18 protein-coding genes are annotated in these 23924 nt (G+C 72.4%); 6 read left to right on the plus strand and 12 right to left on the minus strand.

Annotated elements, in window-relative coordinates; all coding sequences use genetic code 11:
• Positions 1-86: 86 nt before the first annotated feature.
• Positions 87-998: an ABC transporter ATP-binding protein gene (locus tag ACIOJE_RS03895; RefSeq protein WP_400773105.1), complete on the plus strand. Its 912-nt coding sequence runs from the start codon at positions 87-89 to the stop codon at positions 996-998.
• Entirely contained in the window at positions 995-1849 is an 855-nt protein-coding gene (locus ACIOJE_RS03900) for an ABC transporter permease subunit (protein WP_280681342.1), read from the plus strand. The genes ACIOJE_RS03895 and ACIOJE_RS03900 overlap by 4 nt, the downstream gene beginning before the upstream one ends.
• Before the next feature lie 14 nt (positions 1850-1863).
• Here the strand turns inward: ACIOJE_RS03900 and ACIOJE_RS03905 are convergent, their stop codons facing one another.
• Positions 1864-3333, minus strand: a complete 1470-nt coding sequence (locus tag ACIOJE_RS03905) for an MFS transporter (protein ID WP_280681344.1) — start codon at positions 3331-3333, stop codon at positions 1864-1866.
• Positions 3334-3531: 198 nt separating this feature from the next.
• Here ACIOJE_RS03905 and ACIOJE_RS03910 point away from each other — a divergent pair, with 198 nt between their 5' ends.
• Positions 3532-5598: an MDR family MFS transporter gene (locus ACIOJE_RS03910; protein ID WP_280681346.1), complete on the plus strand. Its 2067-nt coding sequence runs from the start codon at positions 3532-3534 to the stop codon at positions 5596-5598.
• Positions 5599-5609: 11 nt separating this feature from the next.
• On the opposite strand, the gene ACIOJE_RS03915 is transcribed toward ACIOJE_RS03910, so the two are convergent.
• The 11 genes from ACIOJE_RS03915 to ACIOJE_RS03965 are packed head-to-tail and all read right to left on the minus strand — an operon-like array spanning position 5610 to position 14368.
• Positions 5610-6164, minus strand: a complete 555-nt coding sequence (locus ACIOJE_RS03915; protein ID WP_400773108.1) for a GNAT family N-acetyltransferase — start codon at positions 6162-6164, stop codon at positions 5610-5612.
• Between the two features lie 42 nt (positions 6165-6206).
• Positions 6207-7313 (minus strand): Glu/Leu/Phe/Val dehydrogenase dimerization domain-containing protein, encoded by a 1107-nt coding sequence (locus ACIOJE_RS03920; protein ID WP_400773110.1) that lies wholly within the window; start codon positions 7311-7313, stop codon positions 6207-6209.
• Between the two features lie 32 nt (positions 7314-7345).
• The gene (locus ACIOJE_RS03925) at positions 7346-7561 is read right to left on the minus strand and encodes an MbtH family NRPS accessory protein (RefSeq protein ID WP_280681355.1); all 216 of its coding nucleotides are present in this window, start codon (positions 7559-7561) and stop codon (positions 7346-7348) included.
• Positions 7562-7565: 4 nt separating this feature from the next.
• Complete coding sequence (locus tag ACIOJE_RS03930) at positions 7566-8357, minus strand: indole-3-glycerol-phosphate synthase (protein WP_400773112.1); 792 nt, start codon at positions 8355-8357, stop codon at positions 7566-7568.
• Positions 8354-9199 (minus strand): N-(5'-phosphoribosyl)anthranilate isomerase, encoded by an 846-nt coding sequence (locus ACIOJE_RS03935; protein ID WP_400773114.1) that lies wholly within the window; start codon positions 9197-9199, stop codon positions 8354-8356. Before ACIOJE_RS03935 ends, ACIOJE_RS03930 begins: the two co-directional genes overlap by 4 nt.
• 6 nt (positions 9200-9205) lie before the next feature.
• The gene (locus tag ACIOJE_RS03940) at positions 9206-10345 is read right to left on the minus strand and encodes an acyl-CoA dehydrogenase family protein (protein WP_400773116.1); all 1140 of its coding nucleotides are present in this window, start codon (positions 10343-10345) and stop codon (positions 9206-9208) included.
• A 12-nt stretch (positions 10346-10357) separates the two neighbouring features.
• A complete protein-coding gene (locus ACIOJE_RS03945; protein ID WP_280681363.1) occupies positions 10358-10732 on the minus strand; it encodes an ectoine synthase in 375 nt (124 codons plus the stop codon).
• Positions 10733-10744: 12 nt separating this feature from the next.
• On the minus strand, positions 10745-11548 hold the full coding sequence (gene trpA / locus ACIOJE_RS03950) for a tryptophan synthase subunit alpha (protein ID WP_400773118.1): 804 nt from the start codon (positions 11546-11548) through the stop codon (positions 10745-10747).
• Entirely contained in the window at positions 11545-12588 is a 1044-nt protein-coding gene (locus ACIOJE_RS03955) for an anthranilate phosphoribosyltransferase (RefSeq protein WP_400773120.1), read from the minus strand. Before ACIOJE_RS03955 ends, trpA begins: the two co-directional genes overlap by 4 nt.
• Before the next feature lie 2 nt (positions 12589-12590).
• Complete coding sequence (locus ACIOJE_RS03960; protein ID WP_400773121.1) at positions 12591-12854, minus strand: acyl carrier protein; 264 nt, start codon at positions 12852-12854, stop codon at positions 12591-12593.
• A complete protein-coding gene (locus ACIOJE_RS03965; protein WP_400773123.1) occupies positions 12851-14368 on the minus strand; it encodes an AMP-binding protein in 1518 nt (505 codons plus the stop codon). Before ACIOJE_RS03965 ends, ACIOJE_RS03960 begins: the two co-directional genes overlap by 4 nt.
• A gap of 437 nt (positions 14369-14805) precedes the next feature.
• On the opposite strand from ACIOJE_RS03965, the gene ACIOJE_RS03970 reads away from it, so the two are divergent.
• From ACIOJE_RS03970 to ACIOJE_RS03980, 3 genes are all read left to right on the plus strand, one after another.
• A complete protein-coding gene (locus tag ACIOJE_RS03970) occupies positions 14806-16536 on the plus strand; it encodes a condensation domain-containing protein (RefSeq protein WP_400773125.1) in 1731 nt (576 codons plus the stop codon).
• A 185-nt stretch (positions 16537-16721) separates the two neighbouring features.
• Positions 16722-20759, plus strand: coding sequence for an amino acid adenylation domain-containing protein (locus ACIOJE_RS03975; RefSeq protein WP_400773126.1), 4038 nt, complete (start codon positions 16722-16724; stop codon positions 20757-20759).
• The gene (locus tag ACIOJE_RS03980; RefSeq protein WP_400773129.1) at positions 20756-23905 is read left to right on the plus strand and encodes an amino acid adenylation domain-containing protein; all 3150 of its coding nucleotides are present in this window, start codon (positions 20756-20758) and stop codon (positions 23903-23905) included. The genes ACIOJE_RS03975 and ACIOJE_RS03980 overlap by 4 nt, the downstream gene beginning before the upstream one ends.
• The last annotated feature ends 19 nt before the right edge of the window (positions 23906-23924 follow it).

The raw sequence follows: 23924 nt of genomic DNA on the forward strand, positions 1-23924 counted from the left end.
TGTACGACCGGAGGTGGCAGCCGGGGCGCGGGGTGTCAGCGCCGGTCCGATGCGGTGGCCGGGCCCTGCCAGGCACCGTTGAGCCCATGATCGAAGTCACCGAGCTGACCAAGCGCTTCGGCCGCACCACCGCCGTCGACCGCCTCACCTTCACCGTCCGGCCCGGCCATGTCACTGGCTTCCTGGGCCCGAACGGCGCGGGCAAGTCCACCACCCTGCGGCTGATCCTCGGCCTCAACGACCCGACCGGCGGCACCGCCACCGTCGACGGCCGCCCGTTCCGGGCCCGGTCGCGCGGCCTGCGCGACGTCGGCGCGCTGCTCGACGCGGGCGACGTCCACGGCGGGCGCAGCGGCGCGGCCCATCTGCGGGCGCTGGCCCGCAGCAACGCGATCCCGGCCGCGCGGGTCGAGGAGGTGCTGCACGAGGTCGGGCTCACCAAGGCCGCCGGGCGCCGGATCCGCGGGTACTCGCTCGGGATGCGGCAGCGGCTCGGCATCGCCGGCGCGCTGCTGGGCGACCCGCCGGTGCTGCTGTTCGACGAGCCGCTCAACGGGCTCGATCCGGAGGGCGTGCTGTGGGTGCGCGGGCTGTTCCGCCGCCTCGCCGCCGAGGGGAGGACGGTCTTCGTCTCCAGCCACATGATGGCCGAGATGGAGCACACCGCCGACCGGCTGGTGGTGGTCGGCCGGGGCCGGCTGATCGCCGACGAGAGCCTCACCGAGTTCGCCGCCCGGGCCGGCCACACCGACGTCACCGTCCGGGCGGCCGAACCCGACCGGCTGGCGGCCGTGTTGACCGCGGCGGGCGCCACCGTCCGGCCCGGCCCGGACGGCGCGCTGGCCGTGACCGGTCTCGACGCCACCCGGATCGGCGAACTCGCCCTGGAACACCGCCTGTTGCTGAACTCCCTGACCACCCGCAACGCCTCCCTGGAGGAGGCGTTCATGGAACTGACCGCCGACAGCGTCGAATACCTCGCCGGAGAGCCCCGATGACCACCCCGACCCTCACCACCGCCACGCCCTCGACCGGTATCGGCGCCGCCCCGCGCACCCGCTTGCGTGACCTGCTCGCCGCCGAGTGGATCAAGCTCTGGTCGCTGCGCTCGACCGCCTGGGTCCTGGGCCTGAGCGCCCTGTTCGTCATCGCCGCCAACCTCAAGTCGGCCCGGTACACCTACGACCACTACACCGTCGGCGAGGGCGATCCGACCACCATGCTGCAGGTCGCGCTCGGCGACTCCTTCACCGTCATCGCGGCCGACGTCGTGATGATCGTCGCGGGCAGCGTCGGCGCGCTCGCCGTGGTCGGCGAGTACGCGAGCGGGCTGATCCGCACCACGCTGGTGGCCGTCCCGGACCGCCGGGCGGTGATCACCGCCAAGGCCTGCGTGCTGACCGTGGTCATGCTCGGCTACGGCGTCCTCACCGCGGGCGTCTCCTTCGTCGCCTGCCAGGCCGTCCTCGCCGACACGCACATCGGCCTGTCCCTCGCCCACCCGGCCGCGCTGCGCTTCGTCGCGGCCGCCGCGCTGTTCGCCCCGGTCTGCGCACTGGCCGGGTTCGCCCTCGGCGCGCTGATCCGGCACACCGCCGGCGCCGTGGTGTCCACCGTCCTGGTGCTGTTCTTCCTGCCCGCGTTCTTCAACGAGCGCTACCGCTGGTCGGCCGACCTCCTGCACGCCATGCCGCTGCAGGCCTGGCGGCGACTGTCCCAGGTCGACCTGACGCACACGCTCCCGGTGGCGCACCCCGCCACCGTCGCCGGATCCTGGGCCACCTACGCGGCCTGGGCGCTCGCCTCGGTGGCGGTCGCCGTGGCGGTGGTCCACCGGCGCGACCACTGACCGACCCCGGATTCCTAATCGCCGTGCCAGCCCGCCGCCACGTCCGCCACCGCGACCAGCAGCGCCGCCAGCACCAGGCCCGCCGCGACGGCCACGCCCAGTTGGAAGGCCCACGCCCAGTCCGGGCGCGGGCCCTGGGCGTGGGCGAAGAACACCGAGCCGACGACCGCGATGCCCACCGCCGAGCCGACCCGCTGCGCGGTCTGCAGCACACCGCCCGCGCTGCCTGCGCGGGCGACCGGCACCTGCTGGAGGGTCAGCGTCTGGTTCGGGGAGATCACCAGCCCGCTGCCCACCCCGGCGACCAGCAGCGGCAGGGCCGTCGCCCAGGCCACCGACTGTCCCGGCCACTGCTGTACCGCCAGCGCCGAGGTCAGCAGGCCGAGCAGCACCAGCAGCAGCCCGGCCAGCACCAGCCGCCGCCCCAGCCGCCCGACCAGCCGTCCGCCCACCGCCGCGGCCACGGCCGAGCCGAGCGCGAACGGCGTGACCGCCACACCCGCCGCGAGCGCCGAGTAGTGCAGGCCCGTCTGCAGGTACAGCGTGAAGATGAAGAAGATCGCGGTGAACCCGGCGAAGTACACCAGCGACAGCGTCACCCCCGCCGCGTACGGGCGGACCGCGAACAGCCCCATGCTCACCAGCGGCTCCCGGTGCCGCGCGTAGTACCGCTCCCAGCCGACGAAGGCCGCGAGCAGCACCGCCGCCAGCGGCAGCAGCAGCCAGCGGGCCGCGCTGTGCCACTGCTGCTCCTGGACGAACGGCAGCAGCACCGCGACCGTCCCGGAGCCGAGCAGCAGCATCCCGACCGGGTCGAAGTCACGGTGCCCGGCCCGCGCGGCGGCCTGCGGCGCCGGAAGCAGCCGGTAGGCCAGCGGAAGGGCGGCCACGCCGATCGGCAGGTTGACGTAGAACACCCAGCGCCAGCCGTCGTGCGGGCCGAACAGGTGGATCAGCAGCCCGCCGAGCAGCGGGCCGACGGCGGTGGACAGACCGACGGTCGCGCCGAGCGCGCCGAAGGCCCGGCCGCGCTCGGCGCCCTGGAAGAGGACCTGGATGAACCCGGACACCTGCGGGACGAGCACACCGCCCGCCGCGCCCTGGAACAGCCGGGCCAGCACCAGCCAATCCTGGTTGCGCGCCGCCCCGGCCAGCGCGCTGGCCAGCGTGAACAGGGCCAGCCCGGTGAGGAAGACGGTCCGCCGGCTGCGCGCGTCCCCCAGCCGCCCGGCCGGGACGAGCACCAGGCCGAAGGCGAGCGCGTAGCCGCTCAGCACCCACTGCAGGCCGCTGTCGGACATGTGCAGCCCGGCCCGGACGGTCGGCAGGGCGACGTTGACGATGCTGACGTCCAACAACGTCATGAACCCGGCCACCAGGCAGACCGCGAGCGCCCGCCAGCGCCGCGCCGCGGCCCGCCCGCTGACGGCGGAGGCACTGGGCGGCGGGCCGTCCGGGATCCTGCGCGAGGGTTGGGCCGTCATGGGCGCCCCTTCCGAACGTCCGGCGGGCACGTCGCCGACCGGACGAGAGAGCCAGGCGGGCACCGGGCACACGCCGTCCGGCCATCGTGCGCCCCCGCCGCCCGCCACCGCCAGGCGGGCTGGCCCGCCCGCGCGGCCCGTTCACCCGGACGGCCGAGCCCGATCGCGTCCGGCGCGCGCGCCCCGGACGCTGAGGGAATGAGCGCCGCCACCGAAAGCCCGCCGTCCGCCCCGCCGGTGCTGGACATCCGGCAGCGGAACGTCGTCTTCGCCACCATCGTGCTCGGCATGCTGCTGGCCGCCCTGGACCAGACCATCGTCGGCACCGCGCTGCCCACCATCGTCGCGGACCTCGGCGGGGCCGCGCACATGTCCTGGGTGGTGACGGCCTATCTGCTGGCCGAGACGGTGGCCACCGTGCTGGCCGGCAAGTTCGGCGACCTGTACGGGCGCAAGCTGCTGTTCCAGGTCTCGGCGATCGTCTTCATCACCGGCTCGTTCTTCTGCGGCCTGGCGACCAACATGACGCTGCTGATCGCCTGGCGGGCGCTCCAGGGCATCGGCGCGGGCGGTCTGATGGTGACGGCCATGGCCCTGATCGCGGACGTCATCCCGCTGCGCGAGCGCGGCAAGTACCAGGGCGCGATCGGCGCGGTGTTCGGCGTGGCGACGGTGATCGGGCCGCTGCTGGGCGGGCTGTTCACCGACCACCTGTCCTGGCGCTGGGCGTTCTACGTCAACGTGCCGATCGCGATCGTGGTGGTGGCCGCGGCCGCCCGGACGATTCCCTCGGTGCGCTCGGCGCTGCGCCCGGTCGTCGACTACCTGGGGATCGCGCTGGTCGCGGTCGGCGCCAGCGCCCTGATCCTGGCGACCAGTTGGGGCGGCAACGAGTACGCCTGGGGCTCCGGGGTGATCATCGCCCTGTTCGCCGGCGGCGCCGTCGCCCTCGGCCTGTTCTGTTGGGCGGAGACCAGGGCCGCCGAACCGATGCTGCCGATGCGGCTGTTCCGCAACCCGGTGTTCGCGGTCTGCTCGGTGCTCAGCTTCATCGTCGGCTTCGCGATGCTCGGCGCGCTGACCTTCCTGCCGACCTACCTGCAGTACGTCGACGGCGACTCCGCGACCGTCTCCGGCGTACGGATGCTCCCGATGGTGATCGGGCTGCTGCTCGCCTCGATCGGCAGCGGCACCGCCGTCAGCAGGACCGGGCAGTACCGGCTGTTCCCGATCGTCGGCACCCTGGTGATGGCCGTCGGCCTCTACCTGCTCTCCCGGCTCGAACCCGGGACGGGCACCGCGCTCGCCTCCTTCTACATGTTCGTCCTCGGCGTCGGCATCGGGCTGAGCATGCAGGTGCTCACCATCGCCGTGCAGAACACCGTCGACTACGCGGACCTCGGCACCGCCACCTCAGGGGTGACCTTCTTCCGCACCATCGGCAGCTCCTTCGGCACCGCCGTGTTCGGCACCATCTACGCCAACAGCCTCAAGACCGAACTGGCCAAGGGCGTGGCCGCCTCGGCCCGCCTCACCGGCGCGGACCCGGCGCTGATCGCCCGCGCCGCCGAGAGCCCGCAGGGCCTGCACGGACTGCCCGCCGCGCAGGCGGCGCCGATCGTCCAGGGCTACTCCGACGCCCTGCACACCGTGTTCCTGTGGACGGTGCCGGTCGCCCTGGTCGGCTTCGTGGTCGCGCTCTTCCTCAAGCAGGTGCAGCTGCGGGACACCGCCCGGGCCGGCTCCACCGACATCGGCGAGGGCTTCGCCCAGCCGACCACCAGCGACTCCGACCCGCACCTGGAGTTCGCGGTCGGCAAACTCGTCCGCGGCGTGGACCTCGACACCGTCCGCACGATCGTCGACGACGCCGACACCCGGGTCGACCTGGCCGGGGCCTGGGCGCTGATGGAGGTCGCCGGCCACACCAAGGCCGTCGGCCAGGCCTCCCTGGACCTCATCGCCACCCGCAAGCGGGTACCGCCCGAGGTGCTGGAGCCGGTCTTCGACCGGATGGCCGCCGAGGGCTACCTCACCCGCGACGGCGACCGGCTCTCCCCCACCGAGGCCGGCACCCGGGAGGTCCGCGCCCTGGCCCGGGCCTGGTCGGACTGGCTCAACGCCCGCCTGGACGCCGACGCCGGACGCCCGCGCAGCGCCCAGCTGCGCACCGCGGCGGACGCCATCGCCTGGCGCCTGATGATCGAGGACCTCGCCAACGGCCTCCCGTCCCACGCCCGTTCGAAGGTGACCAGCCGGACGTAGGGGCCCCGGTGTCAGGGCTTCCGCGCCAGGACCAGCTCGCGCCGCTCGCCGTCGGCCATCAGGTCGCCGGGCTCGTCGGTGTCGGCGAAGCCGTTGCGGCGGTAGAGGGCGATGGCGGCGTCGTTGTCCGGGTTCACCGCCAGCTTGAGAGTGGCGTACCCCTGCTCGGCGGCCCAGCGGGCGATCTCGCCGATCAGCCGGTCCCCGACGCCCCGGCCGCGCGCCGCCGGGCCGACCCACAGGGAGATCAGCTCGGCGGCGGTCTCGTCCTCGTCGGCGGGCACGCCGCTGGCCATCGCGACCGGGCGGCCGTCCAGCACCGCCACCAGGTCCAGGGCGCCGGGGATCTCCAGCCGGGAGCGCCAGCGGGCCTCGTGGTCGCCGGCGCCCTGCCAGTCGGCCAGGGTCGAGCCGAAGGCGTACGGCGCCTCGGTCAGCGCGGCCAGGCGCAGCTCGCGCCAGAGCGGCCAGTCGTCGGAGCTGAGGCGGCGCAGTTCGGGTTCGGGCCGCTCGGGTTCGGGCCGCTCGGGTTCGTGCGGTTCAGGCAGTTCGCGCAGTTCAGACATGGTGCGGACCCTGCCGTACGCCCGGCCGCCGCGGCAACCCGATTATCGGCGACCCGCTTGACCGAGGAGCTGCGCGACCGGATCGGCGCTGCCCGAGGCGCTCAGCTCCTGCACCAGCTCGCAGTTCCTGGCGATCCTGCTGGAGACCCACTCGCGCAGCCACTCGGACAGGTGCGGGAGCGGCAGGTCGGACGGGGCCAGCCCGGCGAGCACGCACCCGGTCGCCGCCGCTCCGCCGACGTTGACCACCACGTCCGGCAGGACGGTGTGGCCGGCCTCGCGCAGCAACCGGCGGGCCGGTGCGGTGCAGCTCAGGTTTCCGCCCTCGACCACCAGGCGGGCCCGGACCGCCGGTACCGCCTCCTCGTCGACCGCGGCGGCGGATGCCGCCAGCACCAGCACGTCGGCGTCGACGTGCAGCCACGCCTGCCCGGGCCCGTGGACCGTGACCCGGGCGGGCAGCCGGCTCCGGTCGATCGTGCCGTCGCTGCTGGTGAGCGCGGCGAGTTCGGCGACGGGCAGTCCGCGGTGGTCCTCGATGGTGCCCCGGACGTCGGCCACGGCCACCACCCGGTGGCCGTGGGCGGCCAGGTGACCGGCCACCGCGCGCCCGACGGTGCCGAAGCCCTGGATCGCGATGCGCTGCGGGGTCCGCGCACCGGAGGCCCGTAGGGCGCCGAGCACCGCGACGGCCACGCCGAACCCGGTGATGTCGGCCATGCGGTCCCACAGTTCGGCCCAGCCGACGGTGAGGCGGGTGGTGCCGGGCCGGCGGGTGACGTCGTACCCGGCGGCCTCGAAGGCCAGCTGCCGGTCGGCGTAGGTGGTGCCCTGGTCGCAGCCCAGGTACACCCCGCCGTGCAGCAGCGGGGCCGCGGCGCGGCCGAACCCCCGCATCACCGCCTGCCGTTCGACGGTGGCACCCGGATCGGGTGCGATGCCGGCCTTGGCGCCACCGATGGGCAGGCCGACCAGCGCCAGCTTGTGGGTCATCGCCCTGGCGAGCCCGGTCAGCTCCTGCTCGGTCACCGTCCGGGTCATTCTGGTGCCGCCCATGGCCAGGCCGTCGACCATGGAGTCGACGACGACCCAGCCTCGGGCCTGGCACCCGGGGAGGTTCAGGGTGGTGGAGAGCATGGGCTCGGTCACCCGGCGCGCACCGTGCGGTGCGAGCGTCCGGTTCACTGCGCACCGTCCTCCGGGACGGACCGCAGGCGCAGGCTGCGCGGGCGCATGTCGGTCCACACGCGTTCGATGTGCGCGAGGCATTCGTCCTTCGCACCCCGTACACCGATCTCGTGCCAGCCCGCCGGCGACTCGCGGTCGGCGGACCAGATCGAGTACTGCTCCTCGTCGTTGACGACGACCTTCCACTGCTCGGGTGCTTCGCTGGTCATGCCGTTACCTCCAGAGGTCGGTGGTTGGGGGGTCCGCCGGGCGGCGGACGGGTGGATCCGGTTCGAGGCCGGCGTCGAGGCCGGCGTCGAGGCGGGCGCCAAGACGGGCGTCGAGGCGGGCGTCGAGGCCGTCCAGCCATTCCGGCAGGCTGGCGGCGCGCAGGAGGCCCGTCCCGATGAGCACACCGGCGAAGCCCTCCCCGAGCAGGCGGGCGGCGTCATCGGGGCAGCGGACGGCCCCGGCACTCACCGGGCACCGGGTGCCGCTGCTCAGCACTGCGGGCAGGAGTGACGAGCTTCGCCCGAGGTCGCCCGCGCCGCGTTCGCGGGTGGCGATGTCCTTGTTGTTCACCGCGACCACGCACTCCTCGGCGCGTGGCACGCGGCTGATCTCCTCCTCGGTGGTGACCTCGACGAACGGCGTCAGGCCCAGGCGCAGGCCGAGGTCGACCAGCTGGCCCAGGGTGGCGCGCGGCAGCAGCGCGGCGGTGAGCAGGATCGCGGACGCGCCGCTCTCGCGGGCCTGGTGCAGTTGGCTCCGGCGGGTGATGAAGTCCTTCTGCAGCACGGGCAGGTCCGTCGCTGCCACGACCTCGTGCAACAGGTCCCGGGTGCCGCCGAACCACCGCCCGGTCACCACGGACAGGCAGGGTGCGCCGACGTCCTGGTAGTCGGCGACCAAACGGGCGGCCGACCTGTCACCGAACAGGTCGTGCCCTGCGGCGTCCTGCCGCTTGAGCTCCATGATCACCGGTCGGCGGGCGTCCAGCAGCGCCTCGATGAACTCGCCCGTCATTTAGGCCCTCTCTTTCGGATCACGCCGGGCGCACGACGCCGGAGCACGCACCTCGCCGCGTTGTCGTCGGTCGCCGATGCTCCGCATGGACTCCCTCCTCCGCCTTGCGATGCACGCACTCCGACGCCGCGCGCTGATCCGACGTGATCCGAAAGAGAGGGCCTGGCCGCCCCCGTGCCGTCCGTCACTCCCCAGCCGCGCCGCACGGCCGTGACCCGGTCGGTACTCAGCCGTCCGTCGAGGTCCCTGGCCGCCGTGTCCACGTCGATGCCCAGGAACAGGGGGTGGTCCACCACTGCCCGGTAGTCCTCCCGGTTGTCGGCCGAGATGCCGCCGGCCAGCAGGAAGGGTCGCGAGAGGCGGTCCGCGATCTCGATGACGGCCCCGCAGTCCGCCGGTTGCCCGGTACTGCCGATCCGGCCGTCCCCGGCCACCGCGTCCAGCAGGAAGAGGTCCGTTCCCGCCCGCTCGTACGCCGCGATCAGGGACCGCTCCGCGCGGGTGTCCGCACCGAGGTGCAGCACCTTGACCACGTTGAGGTCCGTGGTGCTCTTCAGGGCGCGGACCAGGCCCGGCGGCTGGTAGCCGTGCAGTTGGACCCACCGCACCCGGGCCGCGGCCGTCGCCGCGCGCAGCACCTCGGCGTCGCGGAGGAAGGTCACGAGGACCGGATGCAGTCGCGCCGTTCGGTGTACGACGTCCGCGAGCACCGTGAGTTGACGGAGCGTCAGCTCCGCGCGACCCCCGGGAACGCCGTGCCACAGGCCGACGAGGTCGGCCCCGGCGCTGTCGAGCGATGCCACGTCCTCGGCCGAGGCGGCTCCGCAGATCTTGACCAGCATCAGGTGTCACAACCCCAACATGGCGGCGATGCGGTTGCGTTGGATCTCCGACGTGCCCGAGTAGATCGGACCGGCGACCGCGTCGCGCACGTCCTTCTCCAGTCCGTACTCGGCCAGGTACCCGCTGCCGCCGAAGATCTGCACGGCGGCCAGCGCGGAGGAGAGGTTGCTCTCGCTGGCGAGCAGCTTGCTGACGGCGATGTCCTTCGTGACGTTCTCGCCCTCCGTCAGCCGGACCGCCGTGTCGTAGAGCCATTTCCGCGCGGTGTCCAGGCGGATCTCCATGTCCACGAGCTTGTGGGAGATCGACTGGTACGAGCCGATCGGCTTGCCGAACTGGACGCGTTCCTTGGCGTACTCGACGCAGCGGTCGAGCCGGTACCGCATCTGCCCGGTGTTGATGACGAAGGAGCAGAGGATCTCCCACTTCATCACGTGGTCCAGGACCAGGAACCCGGATCCGACCCGGCCGATCACGGCGGATGCGGGGATCCTGCAGTCGTCGAAGTGCAGTTCGCTCAGCGGCGCGGTCCGCAGCCCCATGGTGGCGACGGGTGGCCCGACGACGAGCCCCGGGGTGTCCCGCTCCACGACGAAGGCGGTGATGCTGAGCGGGCCGTGCTTCGGGTGGGTGCGCGCGTAGACCACGAACACGTCGGCCACCGGGCCGTTGGTGACGAAGGACTTGCCGCCCCGCAGCACGAAGCCGTCGTTCTCGCGGGTGGCCGTGGTCCTCATCGCCAGTGCGTCGGAGCCGCTCTCGGTCTCACTGATCGCGTGCGCCCCGATCGTCTCTCCGGAGCAGATCCCCGGCAGGTGGCGCGCCTTGAGCTCCGGCGAGCCGAACCGCTGCAGCGGGACTCCGACGCTGACCAGGTGGGTGGCGACCGAGAAGTTCAGTCCGCCGTCACGGCACCCGGTACCGAGTTGTTCGAGTACGTGCATGGTGGTGAGCAGGTCCTGGCCCAGCCCGCCCCACTGCTCGTCGAACGGCAGGCCGAGGATTCCGGACCGCTGGATCAGCTTCCACTTGTCCCACGGGAAGGCGCCTTCCGCGTCCCCTTCGAGATGGCCGGAGCTGAGCTCCTCGCACCACTGGCCGATCCCCTCGCCCAGAGCGATCTGGTCGGCGTTCCACCTGATCATCTGTCAGTCCTGTTAGTACTCGGAGAAATCGGCTGAGTCCAGGTTGTGGCGTTCGTCGCCGCGCAACGCGGGCGAGAACACGCACACCAGGCGGAGGTCCTCGTCCTGGCCCGCGATCAGGAAGTGGGCGTCGTGCCGGTCGAGCGCGTACAGCGTGCCCGGCTCGATCGGGTGGGACGTGCCGTCGGCGTCCACGACCTCGCCCGTTCCCTTGATGCAGTAGCAGGCCTCCAGGTGGCGGCGGTACTCCAGCCTCGACTTGGTGCCGGCGCGGACGGTGGTGTCCGTCATCGTGTAGCCCAGGCCGTCGGATTCGAGAAGGAACCTGCGGCTGAGCCCGTTGCCCCAGTCCACGGTCGTCACCTCGTCAAGGCGTCGGACGATCATCGGGTGTGCCTCCTAGCGGCTTGCTGAATACGGCGAAATGGTGTGCACGAAGGTGTGGAACTCCTCGACCACGTCGACCCCTTCGGCGAGGGCGTGCTCGATGCGGGCGACCCCGGCGCTGCCCACGACCGCGGCGTCGGCGCCGAGGCCGTGCAGCAGGGCGATGTCCGCCCTGGAGCGGACGCCGAATCCGACGGCGATCGGTACGGCGGTCGTCTTCCGCAGTGCGGCCAGCGCGGCGGCCAGCTCCTGGCGGTCGGCCGTGAGCCTGCCGCCGCTGCGGCCGTAGTGGGCCACCAGGTACAGGTACGCGGTGGCGCACTCGGCGGCCGCGGCCTTCACCTCGGCCGCCGACGCGGCGTAGCAGGTGGCGACCATGGGCAGCCCCGCCTCCTGCACCGCTTCGAGGCAGTCGGCCCGTAGCCGCGGTGGCAGGCCGTGGACCAGCAGCCCGTCGACGCCCGAGTCGGCGACCCGCCGGACGAAGCCGGGCACGGTCAGGTCTCTGACCGTATGGCTCCAGTCGGCCAGCAGTGCCACCCGCAGGTGGCGCAGCCGGGGCAGGATCCCGCTGAGGAAGTCGAGCACCTCGTCGAGTCCGCCGCCGTCGGCCAGGGCCCGCTGCGCCGATCGGCGGATGACCGGCCCGTCGGTGACCGAGTGGGGAAAGGGCACCGCCAGCTCCAGGCAGTCCACCCGGCAGTCGTCGAGCATCCGCATGACGTCGGCCAGGACGGGCAGCGGGGGGTCTCCGGCGTTGAGGAACATCGCCAGACCGGGCTGGTCCGGTGGCCGGCGGGCGAAGAACCCGCTCACCGCGCACGCTCCGTAGCCACCACGCGGCGCGCCGGTTGCGCACGCAAGCGGTCGACGAGGTCGCGTGCGGCGCCGCTGCGAAGGACGTCGTCGGCCGCCCTGACCGCCTCCGGCCACTCGTCGATCAGCCCGCTCGCGACGGCCAGTGCGGCGGCGTTCAGGCAGACGGTCCGCGTCGCAAGACCCGTCCCGTCTCCGGAGAGCACGCCGAGGAAGTGGTCGACCACGTCCGCTCCCCCTCCGCTCGGCCGCAGTTCGGCGATCGCGCCGGGCCCGGGACCGGGAGCCTCGGCCCGCAGCCGGATCCCGTCGGTGCCGTCATTGGTGAGGACGACGTTGTCGACGGAGCTGACGAGCTCGTCGATTCCCAGCTCGTTGGAGCACAGCCAGATCCTCCGGTCAGCAACGGTGGCGGCGACATGGCCCAGGGTCGGCAACAGCGAATGGTCCGAGACACCGACGAGCTGGGCGGAGACCGGCACCGCGGCCAGGAAGGGGCCGACGGAGTTGATGAATCCGCCGATCATCCGCAGGTCCATCGGCACGATGCTCCGGGCCAGCAGCGTCACCTCCCGCGGGTAGACGAAGTTCCCCGGGAAGGCGATGCCGAAGCGTTCCAGTACGGCGTCGGTCTGCTCGTACGAGGTGGTCGTTCCGATGCCGAGACGGTCGAGCAGATCGTGGGAGCCGCAGGTGCTCGTGTAGGCGCGGGATCCCGTCTTGACGATGCGGACGCCCAGGGCGGCGGCGACGAACGCCGCCGCGGTGGAGATGTTGAACGTGGCCGGCCCGCCTCCGGTGCCGACGATGTTGGCCGTGTCGTCCAGCCGCGCGGCGACGGCCGGCCGGCGCTCGTCCAGCGAGCGGAGCATCCCGACCAGCGTGTCCCGATCGGGCATCCGGGTGGACAGCGAGGACAGCAGCGCCACCGTCTCGCCGGACCGGAGAGCGCCGTCACGCAGTTGGTCCCAGAAGGACCCCCACATCTCCTGATCGACGGAGCGGTCCCGGTCGATCAGCGCTCGCAGCACCTCGTGCATGACTAGTGGGAGTCCGTCCGGTGCTGCTGGGCCCGTTCGATGAACCTGCTGATCGAGCCGACGGAGCGGAAGCTGTCCGGGTCGAGGTCGATCTCCTCAACGCGCAGGTCGAAGCGATCCTCAAGCCAGGCGATCGTCTTGAGCAGGCCCAGGCTGTCGATGACCCCGCCGTCCACGAGGTCGTAGTCGGAGTCCAGCTCGCCGGCGCCGACGTCCGGCAGGAACTCCTCGATGATGAACTGCGTGACTACCGCGGCGTGTTTCACGTGGCCGTTCCTTCGTTTGGCTGGGACGGGGAGCAGGCGCGCTCGACGGGCCTGCGGTCGATCTTTCCGGTGGACGTCCTGGGCAGCGGGTCGTCCACGATCAGCAGGGCCGAGGGGACCGCGGTGAGCGGAAGCCGTTGTGCGCAGTGCCGGCGCAGCGCCAGCGAGTTCAGCCGGCTGTCCGGGGCGCGACGGACCACGCTCCGCAGCAGGCGGCCGGCCACCGGGTCGGGCACGGCCACCACGGCCGCCTCGACGACGTCAGGATGGTCGAGCAACACCTGCTCGACCTCATGGGTGTTGACCCGCACGCCGCGGACCTTGACCTGGTGGTCGTTTCGGCCTTCCAGGGTGATGCAGCCGTCCCGGTCACGCCGCACGAGGTCGCCGCTGCGGAAGTAGCGCCGCGTCTCCCCGTCGTGGTGGTGGGTCGCGAACGTGTCCGCGTCCTGTTCCCGGTCCAGATAGCCGTCGGTCTGGAAAGGCGTCGCGACCTGGAGCTCGCCGGTTCCCGGCCCGGTCAGGATCCCGCCGTCGGCACCGACGATCACCGCGTGGACTCCGGGCAGCGGGCGCCCGATCGGCACCGGGCCGTCCGCCGGCTCGGTGCCGTCGACCTCGTGCAGGAAGCTGTCGTTGGTCTCGGTACAGCCGTAGACGTTGTAGAACCGCGCGCCGGTGAACAGCTGCGGAAGTTCGGCCAGGCAGCGGGCGGGCATGCTGTCACCGGTGAAGACGACGTGCTCGACCGTGTCGAGCCGCCGGCCGCTCCCCGTGGCCGCGTCGACCAGCAGCCGGTAGAACATCGGTACCGCCTGGACGAGTTGGACCGCGTGGCGGGACACGAGGTCCAGCAGGTGGCCCGGGTGGGTGGCCCGGGCCGGATCGACCAGGACGACGCGGCCGCCGTACTTGAGCGTGGTCCAGATGTCCAGCAGACACAGATCGAAGGTGAGCGGGGCGTAGTTGAGGACCGTCGTTCCCCGACGGATGCCGAACCGCTCGCCGGCCCAGGTGGTGAAGCGGTCCACCGCCCCCGTACTCAGTGGCACGATCTTCGGCCGCCCGGTGGAACCGGAGGTGGTGAACATGAAGGAGACGTCGGCGGGCTCCGTACGGCGGGGCGCCTTCGGTTGCGCCGGCCGGTCCGAGGCACCCGGCCCGGGTCCGGGCGCCTGGGGGCTCTCCGGCGACAGGACGTGCCGGATTCCGGCCTGCTCGACCAACGCGTGGGACGTTCTCCCCTCCGGCGTGGGCGCCGGCAGCAGCAGAAAGCGCCGCCCCTCCAGCAGGCAGGCGAGCACCAGCGCGATCGCCGAGGGCGACTTGGCGGCCAGGATGCCGATCGGCTCGTCCTCGCCCGGGGCGAGCCGGGCGATCCGGACGCGCTCCCGCTCCGCCAGCTGGTGGAGTTCACGGTAGGTCGTCTCTTCTCCGTGCCATACCAGCGCCGGATCACCGGGGTGGCTGGTGGCGTGCGAGACGAATGAACCCACCAGGTTCTGCTGCTGCATCACGACTTCTCCGAGTTCATGCAACGGGGTGAGTTCATAGACAACGGATGAGTTCATGCAACGGGTTCACCGATCTCATTCGGAACAATGAGGGCCCGACACGAAAGGGGCCCACCCGGCCGCCCGCTGGCGACAGAAGAATTATCACGTGGTGCCCGTCCACGGAAGTGTGGCCCTCGAACCGCACCATGACGGGACGTCAGAGAGGGTGCCATGGCCTGCCGCGCCGATGCTAGCCGTGGAGCGTGTTCGATCTACATAAGGATTCCCGTGGGCTGGCGTAAATATTGTCTTGATGCCCGCAATCCTCTTCTCGATCTTGTGGAGTGAGACGGGAGCCACCTAGTATCCGCCGTACTGTTCGCGAAGTAGCGAATCGGCGAGAGGATTTCCGGGGCGCTGAAGCGTTCCCGATCGCCGTGAAAGGTGGATCCGTCATGCCTGGCCCCGATCGGCGCGCGCACGCTCCGACCCTGTTGTCCTTCGCCCAGCAACGGCTGTGGTTCCTCGATCGGCTGCGGCCGGGTCGGCCGGACCACAACGTCCCGACCGCGGTTCGCCTGCGCGGCCGACTGGACCAGGGGGCGCTCGCCCGGGCGCTGACCGAAGTCGTGCGGCGCCACGAGGTGTTGCGCGGCAGGATCGTCGACTCCGAGGACGGCCCGTGCCACGTCACGGAGCCGGTCGAGACCTTCGTGCCGACGATCACCGATCTGACGCACACCTCGGCGGAGCAGGCCTGGCAGCGGGCCCGGGAGCTGGTGGCCGCCGATCTGGCGGCCCCGTTCGACCTCGGGACCGCTCCGATGCTGCGGGCCCGACTGATCCGCACCGCCCCCGACGACCATCTGCTGCTCCTGGTGATCCACCACATCGCCTGTGACGGCTGGTCGCTGTCGGTGCTGTGGCAGGAGTTCTCCGCCGTGTACGGCGCCGCCGTCGACGGCCGGCCGATCGCCCTGGCGGACCTGCCCGTCCAGTACGCCGATTTCGCCGACTGGCAACGGAGCCACCAGGCCGGGACAGCACTGCTGGACCAACTCGCCTACTGGCACGAGCGCTTGGCCGACCTGAGCCCGTCGGCGCTCCCGACGGACCGAACCCGCCCCGCGGTGTGGTCAGGCCGGGGCGACCAGGTCGAGATCGAGATCCCCGCAGAACTCGCCGACCGCATACGCACACTGGGGCGCGCCCACGAGGTGACGCCGTTCATGACGCTGCTGGCCGCCTTCCAGGTCCTGCTCGCGCGCTGCACGGGACAGGCCGACGTGACGGTGGGGACACCGATCTCCGGGCGGACCCGGATCGAGGTGGAGCCGCTGGTCGGCTTCTTCGTCAACACGCTCGTCCTGCGCACCGACCTGTCGGGCGACCCCGGCTTCACCGACGTGCTCGCCCGGGTACGGCGGTGCGCGGTGGAGGCCTACGCCCACCAGGACGTCCCCTTCGAACGGCTGGTGCAGGAGCTGCGGCCCGAACGCGATCTCGGCCAACACCCGCTGTTCACCGTCATGTTCCAGCTGGAGGATCCGCCCGCGCTCCCGTCCGGACTTCCAGGGCTTGCGGTGAGTGACCATCAGATACCGAACGACGTGGCGAAGTTCGACATCGAGGTCTCCATAACGGACCGCGGCGATCGCTTCACCGGCGTCATCCGCTACGCCACCGACCTCTTCGACCGCGACACGGTGCGGCAGCTCTCCGAGGGTTTCAGGACGCTGCTCGACCATCTCGTCGGCAGTCCCGAACGGCCGATATCGGCGTGGGAGACCCCTCCCGGCCTCCGCGTGAGCCGCTCCGCTCCCGCCATTCCCGCCACTCCCGCCGTCCAGCCCACGGCCCCGCAGCCCGATGCCGACCAGGCCGGCGCTCCCGCCACCAGGACCGAGACCGAGCTTCTCGTGCTGGAGACCTGGGCCGAGGTGCTCGATGTCACCCCGGACGGCGTGCACAGCGACTTCTTCGAGCTGGGCGGCCACTCGCTCCTCGCCTCGAAGGTCATGTCCCGACTCGGCCGGGCACTCGACCTCGAACTGCCGGTCGCCCTGCTGTTCTACCACCCGACCGTCGCCGAACTCGCCGGCGGCATCGACGCGGCGTTGCTGGCGGACCTCGGCGCCGCCGCCGAAGCGGAACCGCTTCCCGCCGGAAAGGCCCGTCACCCGTGAAGGCACAGCACAGTCGACCCGAGCCCGGCCAACCGACCGGTGCCACGCCCGGAGCCATCCCCTCGACCGGTGCCACGCCGGCCGCCACCCGGGCCCTGCTCGATCAACGCGTCCGCGCGGCCCGGAGCAGGGCCGCCGGGGGCAAGCCGGAGGCCGCGGTCCCACCCCGCCCGGAGGGTGCGCAGGTGACGTCGTTCACCCAGGAACGCATGTGGCTGATCGAGCGGCTGTCCAACGGCCCCGCGATGTACAACGTCCACGAGGTCTTCCGGCTGCACGGGCCGCTGGACGTGGCCGCCCTCGGCCACAGCCTCACCGAGCTGGTGCGGCGCCACGAAGTCCTGCGCACCGCCTTCCCCGAGCAGGACGGGCGCCCCAGCCCCTCGGTCGAGCCGGCCCGGCCGCTCGACCTGCCCGTCACGGACCTCCGGACCGAGCCCGCGGAACACCGGACGCAGCTGACCCTCGATCTCGTTCACGCCGAGATCCTGCGCCCGTTCGACCTGACCACCGCCCCGCTGCTGCGCGCATCAATGCTGCGGGTCGACGAGGACGAACACGTCCTGGTGGTGGTCGTCCACCACATCGCGGTCGACGGCTGGTCGATGCCGCTGCTGTGGGACGACCTGTCGGCGATGTACCGGAGCCGGCTGGAAGGTCGCGAGCACGAGCTTCCCCCCTTGCGGATCCAGTACGCGGACTTCGCCCACTGGCAGCGGGCCCGGCTCTCCGGCGAACGTCTGCAGCGCCAGCTGGACTACTGGCGCGCACAGCTGTCCGGGCTGTCCCCGCTGGACCTGCCCACCGACCGTCCGCGCGGACCGGTCCGCGCGGGCCGGGGCGAGCGGATCACCTTCACGGTGCCCGCGGAACTGGCCGGGCGGTTGCGGCTGCTGGGCCGACGGCACGGCGCGACGATGTTCATGACGCTGCTCGCCGCGTTCCAGGCCCTGCTCGCCCGCTACAGCGGGCAGTCCGACGTGGCGGTCGGCACACCGGTCGCGGGCCGGACCCGTCCGGAACTCGACCCGCTGGTGGGCTCGTTCATCAACACCGTGGTCATCCGCACCGACCTCTCGGGCGACCCGAGCTTCGCCGAGCTGCTCGATCGGGTCCGCCGGACCGCCGTGGACGCCTACGCGCACCAGGACGTGCCGTTCGAACGGCTGGTGCAGGAGCTGCGGCCGGCCCGCGGTCTCGACCGCAACCCGCTGTTCCAGGTGATGTTCGCCGGCCTGTCCGACCCGACCGCCTCCCTCCGGCTGGTGGGGACGGAGGTCGAACAGATCGACGTCGACAACGGCACGGCCAAGGTCGACCTCAGCCTGGTGATAGCCGACCGGCCGACCGGGACAGCCGGGACAACCGGGACCGTGGCCTTCGACACCGATCTGTTCGACCGCGCGAGCGTGGAGCGTCTGGTCGGCCACTACCTCCGGCTGCTGGACGCCGCGTCCAGCGATCCCGACCGTCCCGTCTCGCGCCTGGACCTGCTCACCGAGGCCGAGCGCGAAGCGCTGCTGGTGGCCGCCAACGCCACCGACGAACCCTTTCCCGCGGACCTCTGCGTTCACGAGCTGGTCGAGGAGCAGGCCCGGCTGACCCCCGACGCGGTGGCGGTCCGCTGCGGCGCCCAGCGACTGACCTACCGGGAACTCGACTGCCGGGCCAACCAGTTGGCCCGGCACCTACGAGCCCGGGGAGCACGGCCGGAACGCCTGGTCGGCGTGTGCCTGCCGCGCTCGGCGGACCTGGTCGTGGCCCTGCTGGCCGTCCTCAAGTCGGGCGCCGCCTACCTGCCACTGGACCCGGACCTCCCGGCCCAGCGCATGTCGTTCATGCTCGCCGACGCCGAAGTGCCGCTGCTGCTCACCCAGCGCTCCCTGGCCGACCGGTTGCCGCAGCACGGCGCCGCGACGGTGTGGATGGACGCCGAGGCCCGGCTCGTCGCGGCCCGGCCCGAGGACCGGCTGCCACCGCTCGCGACGCCCGCCAACCTGGCGTACTCGATCTACACCTCCGGTTCGACCGGCCGCCCCAAGGCCGTGCTGGTCCCGCACGAGGGCGTGGTCAACTACCTGGTGGTCCGCGGCCGACAGCTGGACCTCGGCGAGGCCGATGTCGTCGCCTCGGTGGCCTCGATCTCCTTCGACGTCATCGTCCCCCAGGTGCTCATGCCCCTGGCCTGGGGCGCGAGCGTGGTGATCGCCCCGTCGGAGGTCGCGGTCGACGGCCCGCGCCTGACGGAGATGATGCGCGAGTTCGGCGTCACCACGCTCATGGCCACACCGGCCACCTGGCTCCTGCTGCTGGACGGCGGCTGGCAGGGCGGCCGGTTCCAGGCGATCTGCGTGGGCGAACCGCTCCAGCCCGCCCTGGCCCGACGGCTCCTCGACCGGGTCTCCACGCTGTGGAACGGCTACGGTCCCACCGAGGCGTCCGTCGGCTGTGTCACCCGGCGCGTGGACGCCGAACGGGATCTGGCCCGGCCAGGAGCGTCCGTGCCGATCGGCCGGCCGCTCGGCAACCTCCGGATCTACCTGCTGGACCCGGCCGGCGCCCCGGTGCCCGTCGGTGTACCGGGTGAGATCCACATCGGTGGGGTCGGCGTCACCCGCGGGTACGCCAACCGGCCGGGGCTGACCGCCGAGCGCTTCGTGCCCGATCCGTTCGGTGCCGACGGCGGCCGGCTGTACCGGACCGGCGACCTGGCGCGGTACCTGCCGGACGGCAGCCTCGTCTTCCTCGGCCGCACCGACGAGCAGGTGAAGATCCGGGGATACCGCATCGAACTGGGCGAGGTCGAGGCCGCGTTGTGCGCGCAGCCCGGTGTCGCCAGGGCCGCGGTGACGGTGCGGGGCGGCGGGACGGACGCCGAACTGGCCGGCTACCTGGTGTGGCAGGACCGGCCCGGTGACCTGGCGGTCCTGCGGCGCTCCCTGCGCGAGACCCTGCCCGAGTTCATGGTGCCCACGACGCTGACCGCACTCGACCGGATCCCGCTGACCACGAACGGCAAGGTGGATCGCGGGGCCCTGCCCGCGCCCGCCCGCCACGGCCACGAGGCGGGTGCGCTACCGCCGCGGGACCTGCTGGAACTCCTGATGACCAGGATCTGGGAGCGCGTGCTGGGCACCCCGCGGGTCGGCGTCCGGGACGACTTCTTCGCGCTGGGCGGGCATTCCCTCAGGGCGGTCGAGCTCGTGGAGGCGATCCGGCGGGAGTGGGGGGTCACCGTGCCGCTGAACACGGTGTTCCGCCATCCCACCGTCGAGGGTCTGTGCGCGGAACTGCCCAACGCGTCGCGGGCCCTGCGCCGGCTCGTGGTTCCGCTGGCCGAAGGAGACCGCCGCAGGGCGCCGCTGATCCTGGTGCACCCGCAGAGCGGCGATGTGTGCTCCTTCCTCCACCTGGCCGGACACCTCACCGAACCAGTCACTGAACCAGTCACCGAACGGCACGCCGAACCCCTCGCCGGCGGCCGGCCCGTCTACGGCCTGGAGGCCGTCGGCTACAACACCGACGAGCCGCCCCTGGCCACCGTCGAGGAGCAGGCGCAGCGCTACCTGCGGGAGCTGCGGTCCGTACTGCCCGACGGCCCGTACCTGCTGGCCGGCTGGTCCTTCGGCGGGCTGGTCGCCTTCGAGATGGCCCGCCTGCTGGAGGAGCAGGGGAACCCCCCGGGATTCCTCGGGATCATCGACGTCGGAGCACCCGCGTTCACCGGTGGGTCCACCGACGGGTCCACCGACGGGTCCGACCACGGGTCCACCGGTGGGTCCGACGACCATGACGCGCACGGGACGGCCCGGTTCGCGCTCGCCTCCGGGCTGCCCACCGGAACCGTCGGAGACCTCCACGAGCTCGACGAGCAGGACGCCCTCTCCCTGCTGCTCCACGACGCGCACGCCCGTGAGCGCCTTCCCCTGCGGGTGCGCACCGAACAACTGCGGCGCATGGTGCGGGTCTTCACCACCAACGGCGACGCCGCCCGACGCTACCGGTCAACGGCACGGCTGCGGACACCGATCCACCTGTTCACGAGCGCCGAGACCCACCCCGCGCTCGCCGGCCCGGTCGTGGTCCCCGCCCGGTGGCGGGAACGCACCCGGGGGGCGTTGAGCGTGGTCGAGGTACCCGGCAACCACCACGACATGCTGTCGCCGCCCCACGTCGCGCCCTTCGCCGACGCGCTGTCGGCCATCCTGGAGGAGCTCGGATGAGCGACGGACACGAGCTGCCGTTGTCGTCGGCGCAGTCCGGCATCTGGTTCGCCCACCACCTGCGCCCCGGCAGCCCCGCCTACAACACCGGCGAGTACGTGGACATCCCCGGGCCGATCGACGCGGAGCTGTTCGAGACGGCCGTGCGGCGCGTGGTGGACGAGACCGAGTCACTGCGCGTTCGCCTCACCGACGGTGCCGAGGGCCCCCGGCAGGTCGTCACCCCGTCGCCCGACTGGTCGATGCACCACGTCGACCTCACGTCGACACCGGATCCGCTGCGGGCGGCCGAGCGCTGGATGCGCACCGACCTGTCCACTCCGGTCGGGCTCACCCGGGACCCGCTGTTCCGCCAGGCCCTGTTCACCATCGCGCCGGACCGCTTCCTCTGGTACCAGCGCGTCCACCACATCGTGGTCGACGGCTTCAGCATGTCGCTCATCGCGCGCCGCGTCGCCAAGACCTACACCAGGCTGGTCGAGGGCAGGGGCGGGGCAGGACCGACCTTCGGGCCGCTGAGCCTGCTGCTGGCGCACGACGCTGCCTACCACGCGTCGGAACAGCCCGAACAGGACCGGGCGTTCTGGGCGGACCGGCTGGCCGGCCGGCCGGATCCCGTCAGCCTCGCCAGCCGCTCGGCGGCCGCCTCGGACGGCTTCCTGCGCCGTACCAGCACCCTCGACGCGCCCACCGTGGCCGCGCTGCGGCGGGCCGCACGACCCGCCGGGGCGAGCTGGCCCACCGCCTTCACCGCAACGGTCGCCGCGTACCTCCACCGCCTCAGCGGCGAACGGGACATCGTGCTCAGCATGCCGGTGACCGGGCGCACCGGCTCCTCCGCGCCGGCCGTCCCCGGCATGGTGGCGAACGTGGTGCCGCTGCGGCTGCGCGTGCACCCGGAACAGGGTCTGTCCGCACTCGCGCGACAGGTGGCCGAGGAGATCGCCGCCCTGCGCCGGCACCAGCGCCACCGCAGCGAGGACCTGCGCAGGGAGCTGGATCCGGCACGGTCGGAACGGGTCCTGTTCGGGCCCGTCGTCAACATCATGTCCTTCTACTACCACCTGGACTTCGCGGGCGTCCGGGCCACCGCGCACAACCTGTCCAACGGGCCGGTCGAGGATCTCTCGTTCTCCGTCTACGACCGCTCCGAGGGCACCGAGCCCCGGCTCGACGTCGACGCGAACCCCGCGCTCTACTCGGAGGCCGAACTCACCGCCCACCAGCAGCGGTTCCTGCGGTTCCTGAACGCGGTGGCCGCCGCCGACCCGGACCGGCCGATCGGCCGGCCCGACCTCCTCACCCCCGAGGAACGGCACCGGACCGTCGTGGCCGCCAACCGCACCACGCATCCGCTGCCGCACCCGACGGTGCCGCTGGCCTTCGCGGCCGAGGTCGGGCGCACGCCCGATGCGCCCGCCGTGGTGTGCGGGGAAACCACCCTGTCCTACGCGGAGTTGAACGCCCGGGCCAACCGGCTGGCCCACCGGCTCATCGCCCTGGGTGTCCGCTGCGACAGCACGGTGGCCGTGCTCATGGAACGCTCCGCCGACGTGGTGGTGTCGGTCCTGGCGATCAGCAAGGCGGGCGGCGCCTACGTGCCGCTGGACACCCGGGCCCCGATCGCCCGCCTGCGTCGCGTCCTGGACGACACCGGGGCGGCGGTGCTGCTCACCCACCGGGCCACCCGGGACCACGCACTGTCCCACGGCACACCGGGTGTCGTCGTCGACGCCGACCCCGGCCTCGCCGACGAGCCGACCACCGACCCCGTCGTGCCGCTGCGCCCGGATCACCTGGCCTGCGTCCTGTACACCTCGGGATCCACGGGCACGCCGAAGGGGGTGGCCCTGAGCCACCGCAACGTCGTCAGCCTGACCGCGCAACGCTGTTGGCGCGACGAGGACGGCCCGCGGGTACTCGCCCACTCCCCGCACGCCTTCGACGCCTCGACCTACGAGTGGTGGGTGCCGCTGCTCAACGGGGGCCGGGTGGTCGTGGCCCCGCCCGGCGAGCTGGCGCTCTCGGACCTCCACCGGCTCATCGTCGATCACCGGGTCGGTGCGCTGTGGTTGACGGCCGGGCTGTTCCGGGTGTTCGCCGAGGAGTCCCCCGGCACGCTGGCCCGGGTCGGCCAGGTGTGGACCGGTGGTGACATCGTGCCGGCCGATGCGGTCCGGCGCGTCCTGGCCCGGTGTCCGAACTCCGTGGTGGTCGCCGGGTACGGCCCGACCGAAGCCACCACGTTCACCACGCGCAGGGTGCTCCGCCCCGGTCAGGCCGTGCCCGACGTCGTCCCCCTCGGCCGACCGATGGACAACCGGCGGGTGTACGTCCTGGACGAGGCGCTGTCGCCGGTGCCGCCGGGGGTGGCCGGCGTGCTGTACGTCGCCGGTGCGGGCATGGCGCGCGGGTACCTGAACGACCCCCGCCGGACGGCCGGCCAGTTCGTGCCGTGCCCGTTCGGCGAACCGGGCGAGCGGATGTACCGCACGGGTGACGTGGTCCGCTGGAACGCCGAGGGGGAACTCGAGTTCCTCGGCCGCGCGGACGAGCAGGTCAAGCTCCACGGTTTCCGCATCGAGCTGGGCGAGATCGAGGCGGTTCTGGCCGGGCATCCCGCCGTCGCCCAGGCGACCGTGGTCGCCGGCCCGGGTACCTCGCCCGGCAGGCGTCTGATCGGCTACGTCGTCCCGGCGGGGGGCTCGGGGCTCGACCCGGCGTCGGTGCGGGAGCACGCCTCCGCGGTGCTGCCGGACTACATGGTGCCCTCGGTGATCGTCACGCTCGACGCCTTTCCCCTGACGCCCAGAGGGAAGATCGACCGGGCCGCGCTGCCCGTCCCGGACCTCGCACCGGCACCGTCCGGGCCTGGGCCGCGAACCCCGGCGGAGCAGACCATGTGCGCGCTGTTCGCCGAGGTACTCGGCCTGCCCACGGTGGGCGTCGACGGCGGCTTCTTCGCGCTGGGCGGCAATTCCCTGCTCGCGACCCGGCTGGTCAACCGGGTGCGGGTGAGGTTCGGCCGTGAACTCACCCTCGGCGCCCTGTTCCAGGCACCCACGCCGGCGCGCCTGGTCGAAGCGCTCGAGGAAGCCCCGGACGCCGCGGCCGTACCGGATCTCTCACCACGTACACGACTCTGACAGCGATCACAGGAAGCAC

It is taken from the genome of Kitasatospora sp. NPDC087861, from assembly GCF_044742585.1.
Lineage (GTDB): Bacteria > Actinomycetota > Actinomycetes > Streptomycetales > Streptomycetaceae > Kitasatospora.

What these genes read in the sequence shown, in the direction of transcription:
- ACIOJE_RS03895 (WP_400773105.1), top strand. Translation starts at nt 87, where the DNA reads ATGATCGAAGTCACCGAGCTGACCAAGCGCTTCGGCCGCACCACCGCC.
- ACIOJE_RS03900 (WP_280681342.1), top strand. Translation starts at nt 995, where the DNA reads ATGACCACCCCGACCCTCACCACCGCCACGCCCTCGACCGGTATCGGC.
- ACIOJE_RS03905 (WP_280681344.1), bottom strand. Translation starts at nt 3,333, where the DNA reads ATGACGGCCCAACCCTCGCGCAGGATCCCGGACGGCCCGCCGCCCAGT.
- ACIOJE_RS03910 (WP_280681346.1), top strand. Translation starts at nt 3,532, where the DNA reads ATGAGCGCCGCCACCGAAAGCCCGCCGTCCGCCCCGCCGGTGCTGGAC.
- ACIOJE_RS03915 (WP_400773108.1), bottom strand. Translation starts at nt 6,164, where the DNA reads ATGTCTGAACTGCGCGAACTGCCTGAACCGCACGAACCCGAGCGGCCC.
- ACIOJE_RS03925 (WP_280681355.1), bottom strand. Translation starts at nt 7,561, where the DNA reads ATGACCAGCGAAGCACCCGAGCAGTGGAAGGTCGTCGTCAACGACGAG.
- ACIOJE_RS03930 (WP_400773112.1), bottom strand. Translation starts at nt 8,357, where the DNA reads ATGACGGGCGAGTTCATCGAGGCGCTGCTGGACGCCCGCCGACCGGTG.
- ACIOJE_RS03935 (WP_400773114.1), bottom strand. Translation starts at nt 9,199, where the DNA reads ATGCTGGTCAAGATCTGCGGAGCCGCCTCGGCCGAGGACGTGGCATCG.
- ACIOJE_RS03940 (WP_400773116.1), bottom strand. Translation starts at nt 10,345, where the DNA reads ATGATCAGGTGGAACGCCGACCAGATCGCTCTGGGCGAGGGGATCGGC.
- ACIOJE_RS03945 (WP_280681363.1), bottom strand. Translation starts at nt 10,732, where the DNA reads ATGATCGTCCGACGCCTTGACGAGGTGACGACCGTGGACTGGGGCAAC.
- ACIOJE_RS03955 (WP_400773120.1), bottom strand. Translation starts at nt 12,588, where the DNA reads ATGCACGAGGTGCTGCGAGCGCTGATCGACCGGGACCGCTCCGTCGAT.
- ACIOJE_RS03965 (WP_400773123.1), bottom strand. Translation starts at nt 14,368, where the DNA reads ATGCAGCAGCAGAACCTGGTGGGTTCATTCGTCTCGCACGCCACCAGC.
- ACIOJE_RS03970 (WP_400773125.1), top strand. Translation starts at nt 14,806, where the DNA reads ATGCCTGGCCCCGATCGGCGCGCGCACGCTCCGACCCTGTTGTCCTTC.
- ACIOJE_RS03980 (WP_400773129.1), top strand. Translation starts at nt 20,756, where the DNA reads ATGAGCGACGGACACGAGCTGCCGTTGTCGTCGGCGCAGTCCGGCATC.